This window comes from Faecalimonas nexilis (assembly GCF_059731825.1).
The window spans coordinates 3,140,088-3,158,546 of sequence record NZ_AP029189.1 but is presented as its reverse complement, the minus strand read 5'-3'; the positions used below and the strand labels follow the sequence as shown (position 1 = coordinate 3,158,546).

The following is an 18,459-nucleotide window of genomic DNA, read 5'->3' as shown; positions in this document are numbered from 1 at the left end:
CTTTCATTATACGTTATATCTGATAGCAATACGCTCCATTTTCTTTGACTCCATAAAAATCGGCAAAGGAAAGATGGAAAATATCTTGTTCTTTTCCGGATAAATCAATCTGATTTTTGATTAAATACTGATAAATACCGGAATAGTCAATTTTTCCCTGTAGTAAGATGCTGTCAAGCTTTCCATCTCTGATGATGGCACGTCTGTAATTGTGAGCATCTTCCTCCTCAAGCACGATATCGCCTTCCTCGGCAACACCGCGACCGAGGGAGAGTGTGACGAGCCCGTAGAAGTTCATTGTGTTTTTCATGGCGTAGCGGTCTGTGTATTCCGCCTGTATTCCGCACATATTGAGCGCAGCAATCTGTCCCTGCTTCATTGCATTTGGCCAGATTCCGGAAAGACCGGTTACATCTCCTGCCGCATAAATATTCGGGCAGTTTGTTTCCATGGTATCAGAAACCTGAATAAAGCGGTCTACATGAATTGGAGTATCAAGGGCACATTCCACGGCAGGGCGGACACCGGCTGCAACGATCACCAGGTCGCAGTCAATTTTCGTTCCATCATCAAGGAGAACAAAATCAATTGCGCCGGCTTCGTTCATATGTGTCTCTGATGCTTTTTTGCCGAGAAGAAATTTGCAGCCATGTGATTCGAATAAAGTTCTGTACGCATTGCCGGCGGTCTCATTCAGCTGGATCGGAAGAATGCGGTCTGCCATCTCTACAACGGTTACATCTTTCCCCCGCTCTAAAAATGCGTATGCAGCGTCCATGCCGACCAATCCGGAACCAACTACAAGGATACGGTTCGCCTGATCAGCAAGAGACCGGATTGCCTGCGCATCAGACAGGTGACGAAGGCCAAAGACATTATTAGCTTCCCGAAACTGTCCGACCGGAGGAATAAAGCTGTTTGCTCCGGTTGCAATCAGCAGACGGTCATAGGAACAGCAGGTGTTATCATTGAGAACAACGACCTGTTCTGCGGTGTCGATGGTGCGGACAGAGACACCGTTTCTCCATTGAATCCGATAAGTCTCAAAAAAGTCCGGCTCTACAAAGGACAACGTATCCTCATTACGCTCATGACTCAGATAGCGGTGGAGCATACAGCGGGAATGTACATGCTCATCCGTTGAAATCATTGTGATAGCAGCATCCGGGTCATTTTCACGGATTGTTTTTGCGGCGGTGATACCGGCAGCGCCGACTCCGATAATTACATGAATCATAAAGACACCTCCTCAACATAGATTGCTTTCTTTGGACAGGATTTCACGCAGTTTGGCTTTGCATCGTCCTTCATACAAAAATCACATTTGACGACTTTTGTATGGGTTGCGGTGTCTGCTTTTAAAACGCCGTAAGGACAGTTCATGACACACATAAAGCAAGAGCCGCATTTTTTTTCGTCGTAAGAGACAATTCCCGTTTCCGGATCTTTGGAGAGGGCGCCGCTCATGCAGGACATGACACACTCCGGTAGATCACAGTGTCTGCAGAAAATCGGGCGGTAACTGCCGTCCGGCATTTTTTCAATGTGATTGCGAGATTCATTGTGAATATCCGTAAGGTCTAAGTCATAGACGGTTCCAGGGGTATCCCTGTGTGCCTGCATACAGGCGACGGTGCAGTTTTTACAGCCGTCACAGAGAGAGGCATTGATCATAATTCTTCTCATAGCAGCACCTCCTATATCTGTAAGCCCTGACGTTTTTCTAAAATGATCTGTTCCAAAATATCGGCAGAGGCTTTTGCGTCATCGTTGATAATCACCTGTCCGCCGGTCAGTTCTTTCATATCCTCTGTCAGAACCTTCACGGCAGTCTTGCTTCCGGTTACAAATGGAGGAAGTCCAAGGTGAAGCGGAAGACCGAGAGCCAATCCGAAACATCCGTCAGCCAGTGCCTGCTCTTCCAGCCATTGAGCGGCAGACAGAACGAGCGGGAGCTGAGGAAGGTCAACACCAAGTTCTGCGGCAATCTCTGTCGCAACAATTTCAAGACGTCCGATTGCAAGGCAAGGACCAAAATTCAAAACAGGCGGAATATTCAGTTTCTGACAGACTGCACGCAGGCGAGGTCCGGCTAATTCGGCAGCCTCCGGTGTCATCAGGCCACAGTTTTCGATTCCTCCTGAAGAACATCCGGCTGTCAGAACAAGAATATCGCGCGAAATCAATTCTTTTGTAAGTTCCACGCTTAAGACATCGTGTCCGCCGGCTGTTAAGTTTGAGCAGCCTACGACACCGGCAATTCCCTTAATCTCACCTGCTGCGAGCAGTTCAATGAGAGGAGTCCATTTCCCACCGAGGAAGGATTTTAAGGAGCCTTCGCTTACACCGGTTAACGTATGGTCATTTCCATGCTCTTCCATCAGATTGAGCGGAACGCATCCTCGTCTTTCTTTGTAAGCTTCCACAATTTTATCGATGATGAGATCACTTTGTTCTGCGCGGTGTTCAAATTCAAATGGCATCAGTTCTGCATTTGCTTTTTTCGCTACATCATCCAGACAAATCTGTTTGATCTTCAGCTCGTCACAGATTGGCTCGATACCCGGAAGTGTACAGTTGAATTCGGACAAAACTGCATCAATTGCTCCGGTTGCGAGAATTGCTTCGCTTGTGTAGTTATTACCGGCATGTCCGTCGAATACTTCTGTATAATGAGCGCCACGGAGTTGTAGATCCTGTCCCACACAGGTACATCCAACCAACTTGAACCCTTTTGCGCCGGCTGCCAAAGCTTTCTTTTTTGCCTCTTCGGAGATGAGTTTTTCCTGCAGATCGACAAAAATCGTATGCTGATGTCCGGTGATCATGATATTGATGTAATCCGGATCAATGACACGAAGTCCGACCGGAGCAAGACGAAGTTCTGGCTGACCAAGAAGTACGTCATTGAGAAGGTTGGTCAGTGTCAGTCCGTATACGCCTGTTGAAATTCCAAGTTTTAGACAGTCAGTGAGCATATCGACAGGGTCAGAGTTTAAGTTTGTGGAACATTTAACCACACCTTTGAAAACTTCTGCTTTTGCACCGCCTGGCATGATACCGAGTTCTTTCCAGCGCTTGATGCGCGGAGCATATGCGATTTTTTCAATCAATTCAGCGGATACATATTCAGGCTTATATAAATCAGCAAGAACGGAGTCGGCGACTTTCTCAGCTTTCACATAGATATCCTCATCTGTGATACCGAATAATTCAGCAAGATGATCCAAAGATTTCAATCCTTTTAATTCACCGCGGATCTGAGCTGTTTTTTTCAAATTCAATGCGGTATTTTCAACAATATGTATATAACATCCGCTGCCGGAAGCGACTGCTCTTAAAAAGTTTCGGGTGACGATCGTGTCTGCGTTGGCGCCGCAGATACCTCTTGGAGCCTCCGGAGTGATACGGCAAGGCCCGTTAGAGCAGAGACGGCAACAGACACCTTGAAGACCAAAGCCACATTTGGTACTCTGACCCTCCACACGGTGATGAGAAGTTTCCACTGGGAGCGAACGGATAAATCCTTCTAAAGGTTTATCGGCGCTTTTGCAAGTTGTACATCCATAACATTGATTCATGATAAAATCCTCCTTTTAAACTTGACTAAAATAGTAAAGATTAGGCCTGAAAAATATGCCTGGCACATTTTTCGAGTATACAAATTATCCGAAAAATAATTCAGATAAAGATTTCTGACGCATCTCCTGCAAAAGCATGGATTGCAGGCGGCAGAATTCCCGATGTACCAGACATGGTTTTTGCTGATTGTTCATAGAACAGTGATAGCCGTCTTTCATACACTCTAAAAGCAGAATGTCAGGGTCTACGGCGGCACAGATGTCATAGAGAGAAATCTCAGATAATGTCCGGTTCAGACAATATCCGCCATTTGTGCCGCGGCAACTTTTTAAAAGACCCTGTTTTTCCAGTTTTCTGGTAATTTTGTATGTCATTGCAGAAGGAAGCTGCTCTGCTGCACAGATATTGGAGACACTGACAAGTTCTCCGTCTGAGAGCGCTCTCATAATTCGGATCGCATAATCACATTCTTTTGTAAACAGCATAAAATACATACCTCCTGAGTCATTTCGCCCAATCCTGTTCGGGTTGTATTTACTATATAATACTGGATAAAAATGGTCAAGTATATAGAGACTACTTGTAAAAAAACGGTAATATAGACAAAAACAGGAGGCATTTGTCTATGTTTTAACAAATAAAATTATACAACATTAACAAAACAAACCATTGTGTGTTACAAGAATCTTCGAAGTGGAATGGTTATCACACGCAGTATGGCATAGAAGATCTTTTTTCCAAAACTCAAATCTTTGGAGTGATAGTTTTCACCGTAATCATATTCTCCGTCATTTCCCATTGTTTTGCTGTATGTTTTGTCGCGTTCCATTTCAGTTTGGATGATGGAATTTAACTCCGGGCAGTCCACTGCAAGCATCAGTTCGGTGTCCTGATAGGTGCTTCGCATATCCATATTATAAGAGCCGACAATGCTCATGCGGTCATCAATCAAAACAGCTTTTGTGTGACAGGAATGAGCTCCCATAAATTCATAGACGCGGGCGCCGGTTTCCCAGATGTTTTTTTTCTGGTTCAGATAATCTGTGCATCCCCAAGGATTTGCACCGCTTGCCACATCATTTGTGATGATCTCCACCGGAATGTTCTTTTCGTGAAGTTCTGTCAGATCCTGATACATTTCTTTTCCGCAAATAATATAAGGAGTGTAGATACGCACCTGTTCGCCTTGCATCATGAGCTGATGAAGAGAATACCACATCCACGGCTCTTTGTTTTCGGACTTGATTGGATTGGAGAGCAAAGATACTTTATTTGTCTGCAGTGTGAGTGCTTCATAGTCCCATGTACTGTAAGCGTCCGGATATTTTTCTTTTAGAGAAGTGTACCGATTTTCTAGTTTTGCTTTACAGCTTTGAATCTTTTTGGTCATTTTTTTGCATGTATATTCTTTGCTGTCAGAAAGAGCCCAGACAGATTCAAAATAGTCAGTGAGCTGGCGAATGGAGGAAGAGTCGTTTTCTGCCGTCTCATAGACAAATAATTCACGATCAATATTTTTGGACCTGGAGTAGTCGCCGAGAAATAAATTTGTCGTATTTCTTCCGCCGAGCAGATACATTTTCTGGTCGACAATGACGTATTTGTCATGCATCCTTGCCTGTAAGTTCCAAGGTTTTAAAAGATTTATAGGATTGTAAATGCGAATGGATACGTTTTCGTGCGAGGCAAGTGCCTGAAACCAGGAATTTCGTTTTACATCTAAAAATCCGCTGATCCCGTCAACGAGAATGCGAACCGAGACGCCACGGTCAGCAGCGTGCAGCAGAGATGCCATCATATCCTGCCCTGATTTGTCCGCATTAAAATCAAAAGTAGAGAGGATGATTTCGTCTTTTGCCTCGTCAAGCATATGTAATCGGTACAATAAGGCATCTGTGTTGTCATTGATATATGCAACCCGTTCCGTACCGGCAGTATCACTGTAAAATGACTGTTTTGCGAACTTTTTCTGATAAGATACAGAGACATTCTTGTGTTGAATATATGGAATGGCAAGCAGCGCAATATAAATTAGCAAAAAGAGAAGTAAAATCTTTCCGATTGGTAAGCTTCTGAGTGAAAATAAGTGTTTCTTTTCCATAATAAAATCCCTCCTGTATGCTAGTATAAATCGAAATATACCTTTTGTGTTGGATTTGAAATATTAAATTTTTAGAAAGCGAGCTAACTTTTATAGGGCAGAGTGGGAACAGTGAGAAAAAATAAATTGACATTTCCCGATGAAGAACTTATAATGTAGGCATATTGGGTGTGTAACTGTACGGCAGGCATTAACCTTACATGAACGTTATTTTGGATGTTTTTGTAGGTTAATGCTTTTTTGTTGCATAAATACATGTAAAACTCCAAAGTATCTTCATAAGAGCCAAACGAGTCAACAAGAAAGGGGAAAAGAAAGGTGAAAGACAAGATTTTTGGTATTTTACAGAGAATCGGAAGATCTTTTATGCTTCCGATTGCAATTCTTCCGGTGGCGGGTCTGCTGCTTGGAATCGGAAGTTCGTTTACAAATGAGACAACAATTGCCACATACGGACTTCAGAAAATATTAGGAGACGGGACAGTGCTCCATGCACTGCTTACGATCATGAATAAGGTCGGAAGTGCGGTGTTTGATAATCTGCCATTGATTTTTGCGGTTGGTGTTGCAATTGGAATGGCAAAAAAAGAAAAAGAGGTTGCGGCATTATCTGCATTAATTGCATATTTTGTTATGAATGTGGCAATCAATGGTATGCTGGTAGTAACAGGGGAAATTACAGCGGATGGGCAGATTGCCAAAGATGTGCTGGAAGGAACAATCGCATCTGTATGTGGAATACAGTCTCTTCAGATGGGTGTATTTGGGGGTATCATTGTCGGACTTGGTGTTGCGGCGCTCCATAACCGTTTCCACAAAATCGCACTTCCGAATGCATTGTCATTTTTTGGAGGTTCCAGATTTGTTCCGATTATCTCTACAATTGTATATATGTTTGTTGGAATTGGTATGTATTTTGTGTGGCCGCCGGTTCAGAATGGCATCTATGCGCTTGGAGGGCTGGTTACAGGAAGCGGATATGCGGGAACTTTGATTTTTGGTATTATTAAGCGTGCCTTGATTCCGTTTGGACTGCATCATGTGTTTTATATGCCGTTTTGGCAGACAGGTGTCGGCGGAAGTATGGAAGTGGCTGGACAGGTTGTGCAGGGAGGTCAGAATATCTTCTTTGCCCAATTGGCGGATTCGGCGAATATCGCACACTTCAGTGCAGATGCAACCAGATATTTCTCAGGTGAATTTATATTTATGATCTTTGGACTTCCGGGCGCTGCGCTTGCGATGTACCGCTGTGCAAAACCGGAAAAAAGAAAAGCGGCAGGCGGATTACTGCTCTCAGCAGCATTGGCATGTATGCTGACGGGTATCACAGAGCCGTTGGAATTTTCATTCTTATTCGTGGCGCCGGCGTTGTTCGTTGTTCAGGTCATCCTGGCAGGTTCTGCGTATATGGTGGCGCATATGCTGAATATTGCGGTAGGACTTACATTTTCAGGAGGATTCCTTGATTTCTTCCTGTTTGGAATTTTACAGGGAAATGAAAAGACAAGCTGGATGAGAGTCATTCCGGTTGGAATTATTTACTTTATTTTATACTATGCGATTTTCACGTTTATGATCAAGAAGTTCAACTTTAAGACACCGGGACGTGAAGATGAGGATGCAGAGACAAAACTGTACACAAAAGCAGATGTAAATGCAAGAAAAGAAGGGAATCAGACGACATCAAATGAGGCACATATGGATCCGGTGAGTGCACTTATCACAAAGGGACTTGGTGGAAAGGCTAATATCAGTGATGTGGATTGCTGTGCGACAAGACTTCGTATTACAGTCGAAGATGCAGGAAAAGTAAATGAGGATATTTTAAAACAGAGTGGTTCCAGAGGAATCGTAAAAAAAGGTCAGGGAGTGCAGATCATTTATGGACCACAGGTGACTGTGATCAAGGCGAATCTGGAAGATTATCTGGAAACAGCGGATGATAGCTTGGAAGAGACAGAAGAGGTGATTGAGAGATCTTCTTCCGAGGAGAACGCTGTGACAGAGAAAACAGTCAAAGACGAAGGAAAAGTGACAGAGACAATCATCATATCAAGTCCGATTACCGGGAAAGCGGTGGAAGTAGCAGAGATACCGGACGAAGGATTTGCAGGAAAGATGATGGGAGACGGTGCAGGTGTGACCCCGACAGAGGCAGAAATCGTGGCGCCGGAAGATGGTGTGGTTGCATTTGTATTTGAAACAAAACATGCGCTTGGATTCCAGACGGACTCAGGTCTTGAGATGCTTTTGCATATCGGAATCGATACGGTTGCACTGAATGGACAGGGATTTGAAGTGTTTGTTGAAAATGGTCAGAGTGTGAAAAAAGGAGATCTGTTGATGAAAATAGATGTCTCATATCTGACAGAGCATGCACCGTCTCTTTGCTCGCCGGTTCTTTGCACAGATCTGAAAGAAAACCAGAAAGTGAGACTGCTTGCCGAGGGTGAGGTGAAAGCAGGAGAGCCATTGTTTGCAGTGGATTGTTACGAAAAATAGTGAACAGTAACGGAAATAAAAAGTTTCAAGCGGACCGGAAAGGTCCGCTTTACTTTTTTCGTGGATTTTGTTACCCTAGTATCAGAAGAAAAAATCTGGGGGAATATCATGTACAGAGTGAGCAAAGTCTTAAATAATAACGGTGTGATAGCGATTAATATGGAAGAAAATATAGAATATGTACTGTTGGGAAAAGGGATTGGCTTTGGAAAGAAAATCAGTGAGAGGTTCGAAGCGCCAGACGGATGTGCGAGGTATTCTCTGAGAGAGGATACAGAACGTGGCAGCGCGAAAGAGCTGGCAAAAAGTATCGCTCCAGAGTATTTGGAAATTGCCAATGCGATTCTTGTAGAAGCAGAAGAAAAATTCGGACGTATCGACAGAAGAATCTTGTTCCCGCTGGCAGACCATATTTCTTTTGCGGTAGAGCGAATCAGACATGGAGAGCAGATCAGCAATCCATTGACAGAAGATATCCGAGCGCTGTTTGGCAGCGAATATCAGGTTGCCTCCAAGTTAAAAGAGATTCTCAAGGAACGGCTTTCTGTGGAGATTGATAGTCATGAGATCGGTTACGTAGCGCTCCATATCCATTCGGCGATTGAAGATGAGAATGTGTCGATGGCAATGCAGATGGCAAGAGCAGTTCGGGAATGTGTCAAAATATTGGAGCAGGAGACCGGAAAGCAGATTGACGTGAGATCACTTTCTTATAACAGGCTGATGAATCATGTAAAATACATGATCATACGGGCAATCAAGAAAGAAAGCATCAAACTGGATCTGAACGATTATATGCAACAGAACCATCCGGAAGCATTTCGCTTAGGCAGGTTAGTCTGTCAGGATATTGAAAAAGAGTGCGCGATTCGACTGGAGAAGATGGAAGTAGGATATCTTGCGATGCATATCGAGAGAGTATACTCTGGGATATCTGAGTAAGATGTGAAGAAGGGAAGGTGGATTTTATGCGCATTTTAATCGCGGAAGATGAGAGAGATCTGAATCAAATTATCACAGAACGTCTGAAAAAAGAGCACTACAGTGTAGATTCGTGCTTTGACGGAGAGGAGGCGCTTGACTATCTTGCAGCAGCACCTTATGATGCAGTAATTTTGGATATTATGATGCCAAAGTTAGACGGACTGTCAGTCCTAAGAAAGATGCGAAACAAAAATGAAAATACACCGGTTTTGCTTTTGACGGCGAAAGACAGTGTGGAAGATCGGGTAAAAGGGTTAGATGCAGGGGCGAATGATTACCTTGTGAAACCATTTGCGTTTGAAGAATTATTGGCAAGAGTCCGTGTGCTTGTGCGAAAAACCGCTGCTGTGCAGAAGACCTGCTATGAAGTCGGCGGTCTGGAAGTGCATGTGGATACGCATCAGGTACTGCGAAACGGAAAAGAGATTGCACTTTCCAGTAAGGAATTTGCATTGCTTAGATATATGGTACAGAATGAAGGAATCGTGCTTTCCAGAGAAAAATTGGAGCAACATCTTTGGAATTATGATTATATGGGCAGCTCTAACGTGGTGGATGTATATATCCGGTATCTGCGCAAGAAGATTGATGAAGGATTTGAACCAAAACTGATCCATACCGTGCGGGGAGCAGGATATGTGCTGAGGGTGAATGGATGAAAAAAGTATCATTAAAAGTAAAATTAACACTTTTGTATACCGCTTGTATGGTTTTTGTCATTGGATTCATCTTTGCGGTTTTGTTTTCAATCAGTAACCGGGAGGTGTTGGCATCTACACAGATGAAACTGAAGAACCGGGTTCAGGAGAGTATGGATGAAGTCGAGTGGGAAGATGGACAATTGGAAGTGGATTCGGATTTTTATCAGATAGAGGATAATGTGTATTTGGCATTATACGATGAAAATGCGTATTTTTTATATGGAAAGCGGCCGTCAGGATTTACGGAGCAGATTGATTTCTCAAATGGAGAGGTGCAAAAAGTCAAAGATGGGAAGCGCGAGTGGTATGTCTATGATCTCAAGCTTCAAATGAAAGAAAACACTGTCTATATTCGTGGACTTACGTCAGTTACCGATGCGGAGGAAAGCTTTCTTATCACAATTCGGGTTGCGGTGATTCTGCTTCCGTTGACGGCTCTGCTGGTCGGAATTTTAGTATACCGGATGACGAGACGAACGTTGCTTCCGGTGAAAACGATCACAGAGACTGTGCAGGAAATCCGTCACGATGCAGATTTGTCAAGACGAGTTGGATTATATAAAGAAGATGGGAGAAAGAATCGGGATGAGATTGCATATTTGGCACAGACGTTTGATGAGATGTTGGAGGAACTGGAGAAGGTATTCCAAAGGGAAAAACAATTTACATCTGATGTGTCACATGAGCTGCGAACACCTGTCAGCGTTATTTTGGCACAGTGTGAGTCGTGTCTGGAAGAAGAAAGCTTTAACGAAAAACAGCGGGAACAGATTATGGTCATACAGAAAAAGGCGCGGACAATCGCAGAGCTGATCTCACATCTGCTGATGCTTTCAAGAGCAGATCAGGGAAGGCTAAAACTTCATTTGGAAGAAGTGAATGTAAGCGAACTTGTGGAGATGATTGCAGAGGAACAACAGATACTCGCAACAGAACGTGATATCACGATTCAGACGAAGATCGAACCGGAATTATATGCAAAGCTGGATGAGACACTTTATATCCGAATGATGGACAATTTACTCTCCAATGCGACGGCATATGGAAAAGAGGGAGGGACTATCGAAGTGACGCTGACACGAGGCGCAGAAGGCTTGTGTGGAACCGTGAAAGATGATGGAATCGGGATTGCAAAGGAGCATCTTTCACACATTTGGGAGCGGTTTTACCGCGTGGATGCAGCGCGCACAGGCGGGAACCATTCAGGACTTGGTCTTGCTATGGTGAAGTGGATCGTGGAAGTACATGGCGGAAACATACAGGTGGAAAGTGTGCCTGGAGAGGGAACAACATTTACGTATGTGTTCCCTGAAAGGTGAAAAATATAAATATTTTTGAATGAATTGCAGAAATTTTAATCTTTCTTTAATCTTTTGTGGGTATACTAACCATATCGAAGCAAGATGGAAAAAGAAAGGAGACATGACTTATGAAGAAAAGATATATTGGAATGATTGCAGGAGGAACGGCGGCAGTTTTGTTGATTGGAGGAATATCGGCATATGCAGTATGGAATCAAAAAGATATCGGAGCAGGTGAGGCCAAGAAAATTGCATATGAGGATGCGGGAATTTCGGAGAGTGATGTAGAACGGGTACATGTGTTAAAAGACAGGGACGATGGAAGACTTGTATATGAAATCGGTTTTGTGGAGGCGGATTATCAGTATAATTATGAGATTGCAGCCTCAAATGGAAAAATTCTGGACAAAGAGATTGAACAAAATAACAATGTTCAAAATACACAGTCCGCTGCAGTGCAGGATGATACGCAGACAGGTTCAGAAAAGACAACAGAGATCAGCATAGAGCAGGCAAAGCAGTTGGTGCTTGACCGTGTACAAGGGGCGACGGACAGCAATATTCGAATTGAGCAGGAGTATGATGACGGCGTTTATAAATATGAAGGAGAATTGAGCTATGAAGGAATGGAATATGATTTTGAAATAGATGCTAATTCGGGAACATTTTTGGAATGGACAGAAGAAAAACAGGATGGAATATTGGATTGACAAATAAGTGAAAATTTGTTATTCTCTAAACGGTTAGTTAAAACTAATTATTGGTAGAAAATAGAAACTGTGTAGAGAAAGGAATTTATCATGAGAAAGAATCCAATCAAAATTCTTTGGCTTGTAATCGGTTTTTTAGCAATGGGGATTGGAATGATCGGAGTGGCACTTCCGGTACTTCCGACAACCCCATTTCTTTTATTGGCATCTTTTTGTCTGGCAAAAGGTTCTGAACGATTTCACAAGTGGTTTACCGGAACAAAACTGTATCAGAAGCATTTAGACAGTTTTGTAAAAAATCGTGCCATGACTTTGAAAACAAAATTTTGTATTCTGCTTCCGGCATCAGCAATGCTGATTTTAGCAATGATTGCGATGAGCAATCTTTATGGAAGAATATTTATTGTGTTCCTTATTATTTTTAAATATGTCTACTTCTTTACGAAAATAGAGACAGTTCGTGATACAACATTGGTAGGGGAATAATTGCATGAACATATTAAAAGTAAAAACTTTGATCTGTTTTCAAAATCAAAAAGAACAGTGGAACGTGACGAACCTTGCGGTGACGCTTGGAGAGGAAAAGTATGCAGTCAGCCGTGTGCTGACTGTTTTGGAAAAGGAAGGTTTAATTGATAAAAGTAATCGGAGAAAACCGATACTTACGAAAAAGGGAAAGATGGCGGCGGAAGCGTACAGTCAGAAAGTAGAACTTGTTATCGGTCATCTGCTGAGTACCGGGGTTTCGCAGGAGGTGGCGAGGGAAGATGCTGTGACGATTGCGTCCTACTGCAAAGAGGAGACGTTGGAAGCTCTGAAAAAAGAAGAAATTGCAAAGCGGGTAAAATACGGATTTCGGGAAGGAATGGAATTTGACGGAGAGAGGCTCAGCAGACGATATCCGGATGGAAATTATCCGATTCCGTTTACCATTTTTCAGAAGGAGCTGCATCGGGAGCATGAAGTCTCAGTGTGGAATGAGCGGTTTGAAAATCCTTGTATTTTAAATATACAGAATAAAAATGGAAAATTGTATCTGCGGATGCTGGAGGAGTATCGGGAATATGAGTTTGCATATTGGGATGGACAAGCATGGTGTGAGATGGAAAGACAGGGGAAATTGCTGGCTTTTCGGGCAGACAAAATCCGGTTTCAGAGCATTGCAGGCGAAAAAGGAAGGATGCTTTCAGGAAGAATCTGGATTCAGATTTTTGATGGGGACGATGCGAAAGAGCTTTTGTTTGCCGTATATATTGCGTAAAAAAGTTGCGAGTTGCAACAAAAAAGAAATTATGATTTAAAGTAAAAAAAAGGAAGAAGAACGCGGTTTGTTGCGCAGTGCAACAAAAAAAGATTTTTCTTTCGAAAAGAAGTGTGATATAGTCAGTTCAGCAATTTAAGTTGCTTTTTTTAATGCCTACTGGTTAGTTTAATCTAACAAATGATAGTTGAAGGCAACATAATAAAAAGGAGGATATGAAAAATGAAGCATAAGATCATGAAATCAATGGTGAGAAGAATGGCCGCGCTTGCGATGGCTGCGGTGTGTACATTTAGTTTGACACAAGTAAATACGGTAAAAGCTGCTGAAAAACTAGAGGCAGGAGATTATGTGGTGCCGATTACATCGCTCAAGAGCAAAGCGCCGATTGCTGCGGTAAATGAGGCGTTCAACAAAGCGTTTGGAGAGAGTGCCAAGGTGACTGTAGACGGGGAAGGAAATATGACAGCAACTGTTGAAAACAATCACATGGTAATCAACATGATGGGAGAATATCATGCGAATGTTTTGACTGTAGAGGGTGCGGAATATCTCTCTTACAAGACAGAGCAGTCTTCTACAACATTTGGAAATCCGGCAGCAATTACAAACATAGAAGTGCCGGAAAAAATGCAATTTCCGATTACACCTTCTGACGATGGTGTGTGTGAATTGAAGATTACAGTAGATTTTATGAACAATTTGATGGGTGGAGGGAATCCATATCCGACGGTTGTGACACTGACATTGGATTTTGCGAATGCACAGGTGGATACAAGTGCACTGAGTGATCTCTTGAAATCTTATGAAGATCTTGTGAAAGAAGATTATACAGAAGATTCATGGAGCGCGTTTGAGGCGAAAATGAAGGAAGCAGAAGGATTGCTTGCAAATGGCGGAGCATCGGCAGCAGAAGTCAATGAGATGATTGCTTCTTTAAAAGATTTAAAAGGGAAATTGCAGTTGGTAAGTGATCTTCCGGAAGCAGATTACAGCAAAGTGGATGCAGCGATTGCGTCAATTCCGAAAGACTTGACAAAATATACAGACGGAACTGTGAAGGCGCTTCAAAATGCATTGCAGACAGTCGTGCGCGGTCTGAAACAAAATGAGCAGAATAAAGTAGATCAGATGGCAGCGGACATTGAGGTGGCAGTCAAAGGCTTGAAAGAAAAGACAACCTCAGACAATAACAGTGGTAATAACAATAACAACACAAACAATAACACGAATAATAATACAAACGATAACACAAGCAATAACACGAGTCAAAATGCAGGAAGCACAACGCTGGATAAAGACAATTTGAAAGATGGTATTTATGAAGTTCCTGTATGGCTGTGGCATGCGACAAAAGATCAGGCGTCTATGGCGGCGCAGTCTTTGAACAGCACCGCAAGAATCGTTGTGAAAAATGGCGTGAAGACAATGTATATTTACACAAAATCCATGACATATGGAAACATTGAAGCGAGCCTTCAGGAATTAAAAGTGGCTGATGCCAACGGAAATTATACGAGTGCTACTGTGGAGGAGAAAAATGCTTCTGGAAATCCGACTTGTTTCTCATTTGTACTTCCTCATACACAGGAATATCTGAATGTAAAAGTGAATCCGCATGTGGCGATCATGGGACACCAGGATATTGAAGCAAGACTTCGCATTGATTACTCAGCGCTGAAATTAGTTTCTGAAGATGCGAATGACACTACTGTTAAGGTGACAACTCCTGCATCTGGAAGCAGCTATGGAGCGTCAAGTGCACCAAAGACAGGAGACTATGATAATTATGCGGCAATTCCGGTTGTTATGCTTATAGCAGCAGCCGCCGGTGTGATGACAATGGTTTACAGAAAGAGACAGGCGAAATAAGATGAAACGATTAAAGCAAATTGTTTTGGGATTGGGAATGGCAGCTGCGATTGCGGCTGCCCCTGTTCCTGTTTATGCGATGGAAGATGGAGCTTATACGGTAGGGAGAACAACATCCTATGCAAATCCGGAGACGGGACAGACCGTAGATGGCGGGACGAACATTGCGCTTGGAGACAGTATGTGTGAGAGTGTTGTGGAGGACAGTGCGCTGGTAGAACAGTCTCAGGGGAAAACGTATGTTACGCTTGGAATTGGTCTGATGTCAAATGTGAGTGATGTACGTATGCAGATACAGGAAACAGACGGAACTTATCGAGATGTGGAAATTACACAGACCGGAAGTTGTGAAAGAGATGGAGATACGTGCAATCACTATCGGTTTGAGGTGGATTCGGCAGATAATTATATCAGTCCAATCTTGTATGTAGAACCGATGGGAAGAGACGTACAGTTCTTTGTGAAACTGGATATGGCATCTGCACAGGCAGGGACAGGAAAGTTTGTAAGTGAGATGATATCGGCAGAAGAGCCGCAGACTGAAGAAGAGCCACAGACTGAAGAAGAGCCGCAGGTGGCAGATGAAGAGCAGACTACAGATGAAGAACAGGTGACAGAAAAAACAAATACAAATAAAGTGCCGGTTGGACAGATTGCAGTCGGAGCTGTCATTGTGCTTGTGATAGGTTCTTTGGTTGTGTTCGTAAAGAAAAGGAAATAAGAAATGAAAAAGATAAAGTTGATTGCAGCCTTGTTATCCGCACTGTTTTTGACCGGATGTGTGGATCAGTCAGGAAATCAAAGTGCAGACAATGATACAAAAGAAAAGCGGATTGTGGCGACTTCGGTGGCGACTTGTGAGATTCTTGACAAACTGGAAGTAGAAGGCGTTGTCGGAGTTCCGAAAACGGACAGTTATTCTATTCCGAAACGCTATGAAAATGCAGAAAGCGTCGGTTCTCCGATGGCTCCCGATATGGAAATCATAAAGTCGTTAAAACCGGATATCGTTTTAAGTCCGAATTCTCTGGAAGGAGAATTAAAGTCCCAGTATGAAAATATAGGAGTTGAAAGTTATTTTTTGGATCTGAAAAGTACAGAAGGAATGTATGAATCGATTCTTGCATTAGGAAAGATGCTGGGAAAAGAAGAAGAGGCAGAGAAGCTTCATCAGGAATTCGAGGATTTTAAGAACGATTTCGCACAAAAGCATAATGAGCAGGAGGCTCCTACGGTGCTCATATTGATGGGGCTGCCGGGATCTTATGTGGTGGCAACAGAAAGCAGTTATGTCGGAAGTCTTGTAAAGCTTGCCGGAGGTGTCAATGTATACGGAGATGGCAACGGGCAGGATTTTCTGAATATCAATCCGGAAGATATGGTAGAGAAAGCACCTGATATCATCCTTCGGACTTCTCATGCGCTTCCGGAGCAGGTGAAAAAAATGTTTGCGGAAGAGTTTGCGACGAATGATATTTGGAAACATTTTGAGGCGGTGCAAAATGCGAGAGTATATGACCTGGATAATGAAAAGTTTGGGATGAGTGCAAATTTCCAATATGAGGAGGCGCTAAAAGAACTGGAAACATTTTTGTATCAGGAGGGAACAAATTGATTAGCATAAAAAGAAAAATAATTTCATTTCTGATTACGGGAGCAGCATTGATTGTGCTGTTCCTTGTTGCTGTTAATACGGGAAGCTTAAAAGCATCTCCGGAACAGATTTTGAGAGGATTGTTTGTAGCGTATGATGAGACAGTCGCTACGATATATTCACTGCGATTTCCGAGAATTTTGATTGCGATGCTCGCCGGCGCGTCGGTAGCTGTATCAGGTGTCATGCTTCAGGCGGTAATGAAAAATCCGCTGGCAGATCCGGGAATCATGGGAATTAGCTCCGGCGCAGGAATGGCGGCAGTGCTTGTGACGGCATTTGCGCCATCACTGTATCTGGCGGTTCCTGTATTTGCGTTTTTAGGAGGTGTCTTTGCGTGTGGACTTGTGTATCTGCTTTCCTGGAAGGGGGATTTGAGTCCTCTCAGGGTGATTTTGACCGGTGTGGCGGTGAATGCATTTTTTACTGGGCTGATGTCCGCCGGAGAAAGCATGATGGGAGCGAATTATAGTGGGGCAGCTAGTATCGTGAACGGGAATATTACGATGAAAACATGGGAGGATTTTCGGATGCTTTTCATCTATGCAGTGATTGGGCTTGTTTTGGCTGTCTTTTTAGCGTTAAAATGCGATATTCTTGGATTGGAAGATCAGACAATCCGCTCACTTGGAATTCGAGTCAATGCGGTGCGTCTTATAGTGTCTGCAGCAGCTGTACTTTTGGCATCAATCAGTACTGCGGTAGTTGGAAGCATCAGTTTTCTGGGACTTTTAGTGCCACATATTGCAAGGCTGCTGGTCGGAAACAGTCATAAGGTACTCATTCCTTACACGATGCTTCTCGGGGCATTTACGCTATTGCTCGCCGACACGATCGGGCGTACGATTGCGTATCCATACGAGATTAATGCGGCGGTAGTTATGGCAGTGATTGGAGGACCAAGTTTTATTTTATTATTAAGGAGGTCAAAGACAGAACTATGAATGAGCAGAAATTGATTTATGAAGTGCAGAATCTTTCTTTTTCTTATGGAGAGCATCAGGTACTTCAGGAAATGTCATTTTCACTGCAGAAGGGGAAGATCACAACTCTGATCGGTGCGAATGGCTGTGGAAAATCTACATTGTTCCAACTGCTGACAAGGAATTTAAAGCCTGATCAAGGGGAAATTTGTCTTTATGGTGAAAATCTTCGGAATATGAAACTTAAGGATCTGGCAAAAAAAGCTGCGATTGTGCACCAGTATCATACGGCACCGGCAGATTTGAGCGTGGAGAAGCTGATCGGCTACGGGAGAATTCCCCATCGAAGAACCGGAAGCTTTAAGATGAGCGAAAAAGACGTGGAAAGAGTAGAATGGGCGATGGAGGTGACACGCACAGAAAAATATCGAAACCGTCCGGTCTCAAAGCTGTCTGGGGGACAAAGGCAGCGGGTGTGGATTGCGATGGCACTCGCACAGGATACAGAGCTTCTGCTTTTAGATGAGCCGACGACCTATTTGGATGTGCGGTATCAGATACAGATATTACAATTGGTGCGCAGACTGAATGAGGAATATGGGCTTACCATTGTCATGGTGCTGCATGATATCAATCAGGCATTGTATTATAGCGATGAGATACTTGCGATGAAAGAAGGAAAAATGATTGGACAGGGAGTTCCGGAGGAAATTTTGACGGAAGAACTGTTAGAAGAAATCTATGGCGTCAGACTGCCGGTTTTTACGGTGGAAAAAAAGCCGTTTATATTGGCGGTGTAAGATTTGCATGAGTGAAAAAGATGGTGTATTCTAATGTTATCTGAAAAGTGAATTGGAGATGAAAA

17 protein-coding genes are annotated in these 18,459 nt (G+C 43.2%); 12 read left to right on the top strand and 5 right to left on the bottom strand.

The features are described 5' to 3' along the window. Nucleotides 1-13: 13 nt before the first annotated feature. The 5 genes from AC6I5B_RS15730 to AC6I5B_RS15710 form a co-directional block, all read right to left on the bottom strand. A complete protein-coding gene (locus AC6I5B_RS15730; protein WP_004613472.1) occupies nt 14-1,237 on the bottom strand; it encodes an NAD(P)/FAD-dependent oxidoreductase in 1,224 nt (407 codons plus the stop codon). Further along, a complete protein-coding gene (locus tag AC6I5B_RS15725) occupies nt 1,234-1,686 on the bottom strand; it encodes a 4Fe-4S dicluster domain-containing protein (RefSeq protein ID WP_022250998.1) in 453 nt (150 codons plus the stop codon). The genes AC6I5B_RS15730 and AC6I5B_RS15725 overlap by 4 nt, the downstream gene beginning before the upstream one ends. A gap of 11 nt (nt 1,687-1,697) precedes the next feature. Continuing rightward, entirely contained in the window at nt 1,698-3,581 is a 1,884-nt protein-coding gene (gene cooS, locus AC6I5B_RS15720; protein ID WP_004613474.1) for an anaerobic carbon-monoxide dehydrogenase catalytic subunit, read from the bottom strand. A gap of 84 nt (nt 3,582-3,665) precedes the next feature. Further along, a complete protein-coding gene (locus AC6I5B_RS15715; RefSeq protein WP_022251000.1) occupies nt 3,666-4,067 on the bottom strand; it encodes an RrF2 family transcriptional regulator in 402 nt (133 codons plus the stop codon). Nucleotides 4,068-4,258: 191 nt separating this feature from the next. Continuing rightward, nucleotides 4,259-5,683 carry a phospholipase D family protein gene (locus AC6I5B_RS15710; protein WP_117787077.1) on the bottom strand — a complete coding sequence of 475 codons (1,425 nt, stop codon included), beginning with the start codon at nt 5,681-5,683 and terminating at the stop codon, nt 4,259-4,261. Nucleotides 5,684-6,001: 318 nt separating this feature from the next. Here AC6I5B_RS15710 and AC6I5B_RS15705 point away from each other — a divergent pair, with 318 nt between their 5' ends. From AC6I5B_RS15705 to AC6I5B_RS15650, 12 genes are all read left to right on the top strand, one after another. Next, a complete protein-coding gene (locus tag AC6I5B_RS15705; RefSeq protein WP_004613477.1) occupies nt 6,002-8,188 on the top strand; it encodes a PTS sugar transporter subunit IIABC in 2,187 nt (728 codons plus the stop codon). A gap of 108 nt (nt 8,189-8,296) precedes the next feature. Beyond that, entirely contained in the window at nt 8,297-9,130 is an 834-nt protein-coding gene (locus AC6I5B_RS15700; protein WP_022251003.1) for a PRD domain-containing protein, read from the top strand. Between the two features lie 26 nt (nt 9,131-9,156). Beyond that, nucleotides 9,157-9,831, top strand: coding sequence for a response regulator transcription factor (locus AC6I5B_RS15695; RefSeq protein WP_004613479.1), 675 nt, complete (start codon nt 9,157-9,159; stop codon nt 9,829-9,831). After that, entirely contained in the window at nt 9,828-11,192 is a 1,365-nt protein-coding gene (locus tag AC6I5B_RS15690; protein WP_004613480.1) for a sensor histidine kinase, read from the top strand. The genes AC6I5B_RS15695 and AC6I5B_RS15690 overlap by 4 nt, the downstream gene beginning before the upstream one ends. Nucleotides 11,193-11,302: 110 nt before the next feature. Then, a complete protein-coding gene (locus AC6I5B_RS15685) occupies nt 11,303-11,884 on the top strand; it encodes a PepSY domain-containing protein (protein WP_004613481.1) in 582 nt (193 codons plus the stop codon). 90 nt (nt 11,885-11,974) lie between these two features. Beyond that, nucleotides 11,975-12,370 carry a YbaN family protein gene (locus AC6I5B_RS15680; protein ID WP_004613482.1) on the top strand — a complete coding sequence of 132 codons (396 nt, stop codon included), beginning with the start codon at nt 11,975-11,977 and terminating at the stop codon, nt 12,368-12,370. Between the two features lie 4 nt (nt 12,371-12,374). Further along, complete coding sequence (locus AC6I5B_RS15675; protein WP_004613483.1) at nt 12,375-13,145, top strand: MarR family transcriptional regulator; 771 nt, start codon at nt 12,375-12,377, stop codon at nt 13,143-13,145. Nucleotides 13,146-13,367: 222 nt separating this feature from the next. Then, nucleotides 13,368-15,017 carry an NEAT domain-containing protein gene (locus AC6I5B_RS15670; RefSeq protein ID WP_497773444.1) on the top strand — a complete coding sequence of 550 codons (1,650 nt, stop codon included), beginning with the start codon at nt 13,368-13,370 and terminating at the stop codon, nt 15,015-15,017. 1 nt (nt 15,018) lies between these two features. Beyond that, nucleotides 15,019-15,738, top strand: coding sequence for a heme-binding Shp domain-containing protein (locus tag AC6I5B_RS15665; RefSeq protein WP_497773443.1), 720 nt, complete (start codon nt 15,019-15,021; stop codon nt 15,736-15,738). Between the two features lie 3 nt (nt 15,739-15,741). Beyond that, the gene (gene isdE / locus AC6I5B_RS15660; protein ID WP_004613486.1) at nt 15,742-16,632 is read left to right on the top strand and encodes a heme ABC transporter substrate-binding protein IsdE; all 891 of its coding nucleotides are present in this window, start codon (nt 15,742-15,744) and stop codon (nt 16,630-16,632) included. Beyond that, the gene (locus AC6I5B_RS15655; protein WP_022251006.1) at nt 16,629-17,615 is read left to right on the top strand and encodes a FecCD family ABC transporter permease; all 987 of its coding nucleotides are present in this window, start codon (nt 16,629-16,631) and stop codon (nt 17,613-17,615) included. Before isdE ends, AC6I5B_RS15655 begins: the two co-directional genes overlap by 4 nt. Beyond that, a complete protein-coding gene (locus AC6I5B_RS15650; protein ID WP_004613488.1) occupies nt 17,612-18,394 on the top strand; it encodes an ABC transporter ATP-binding protein in 783 nt (260 codons plus the stop codon). The genes AC6I5B_RS15655 and AC6I5B_RS15650 overlap by 4 nt, the downstream gene beginning before the upstream one ends. Nucleotides 18,395-18,459 lie beyond the last annotated feature (65 nt).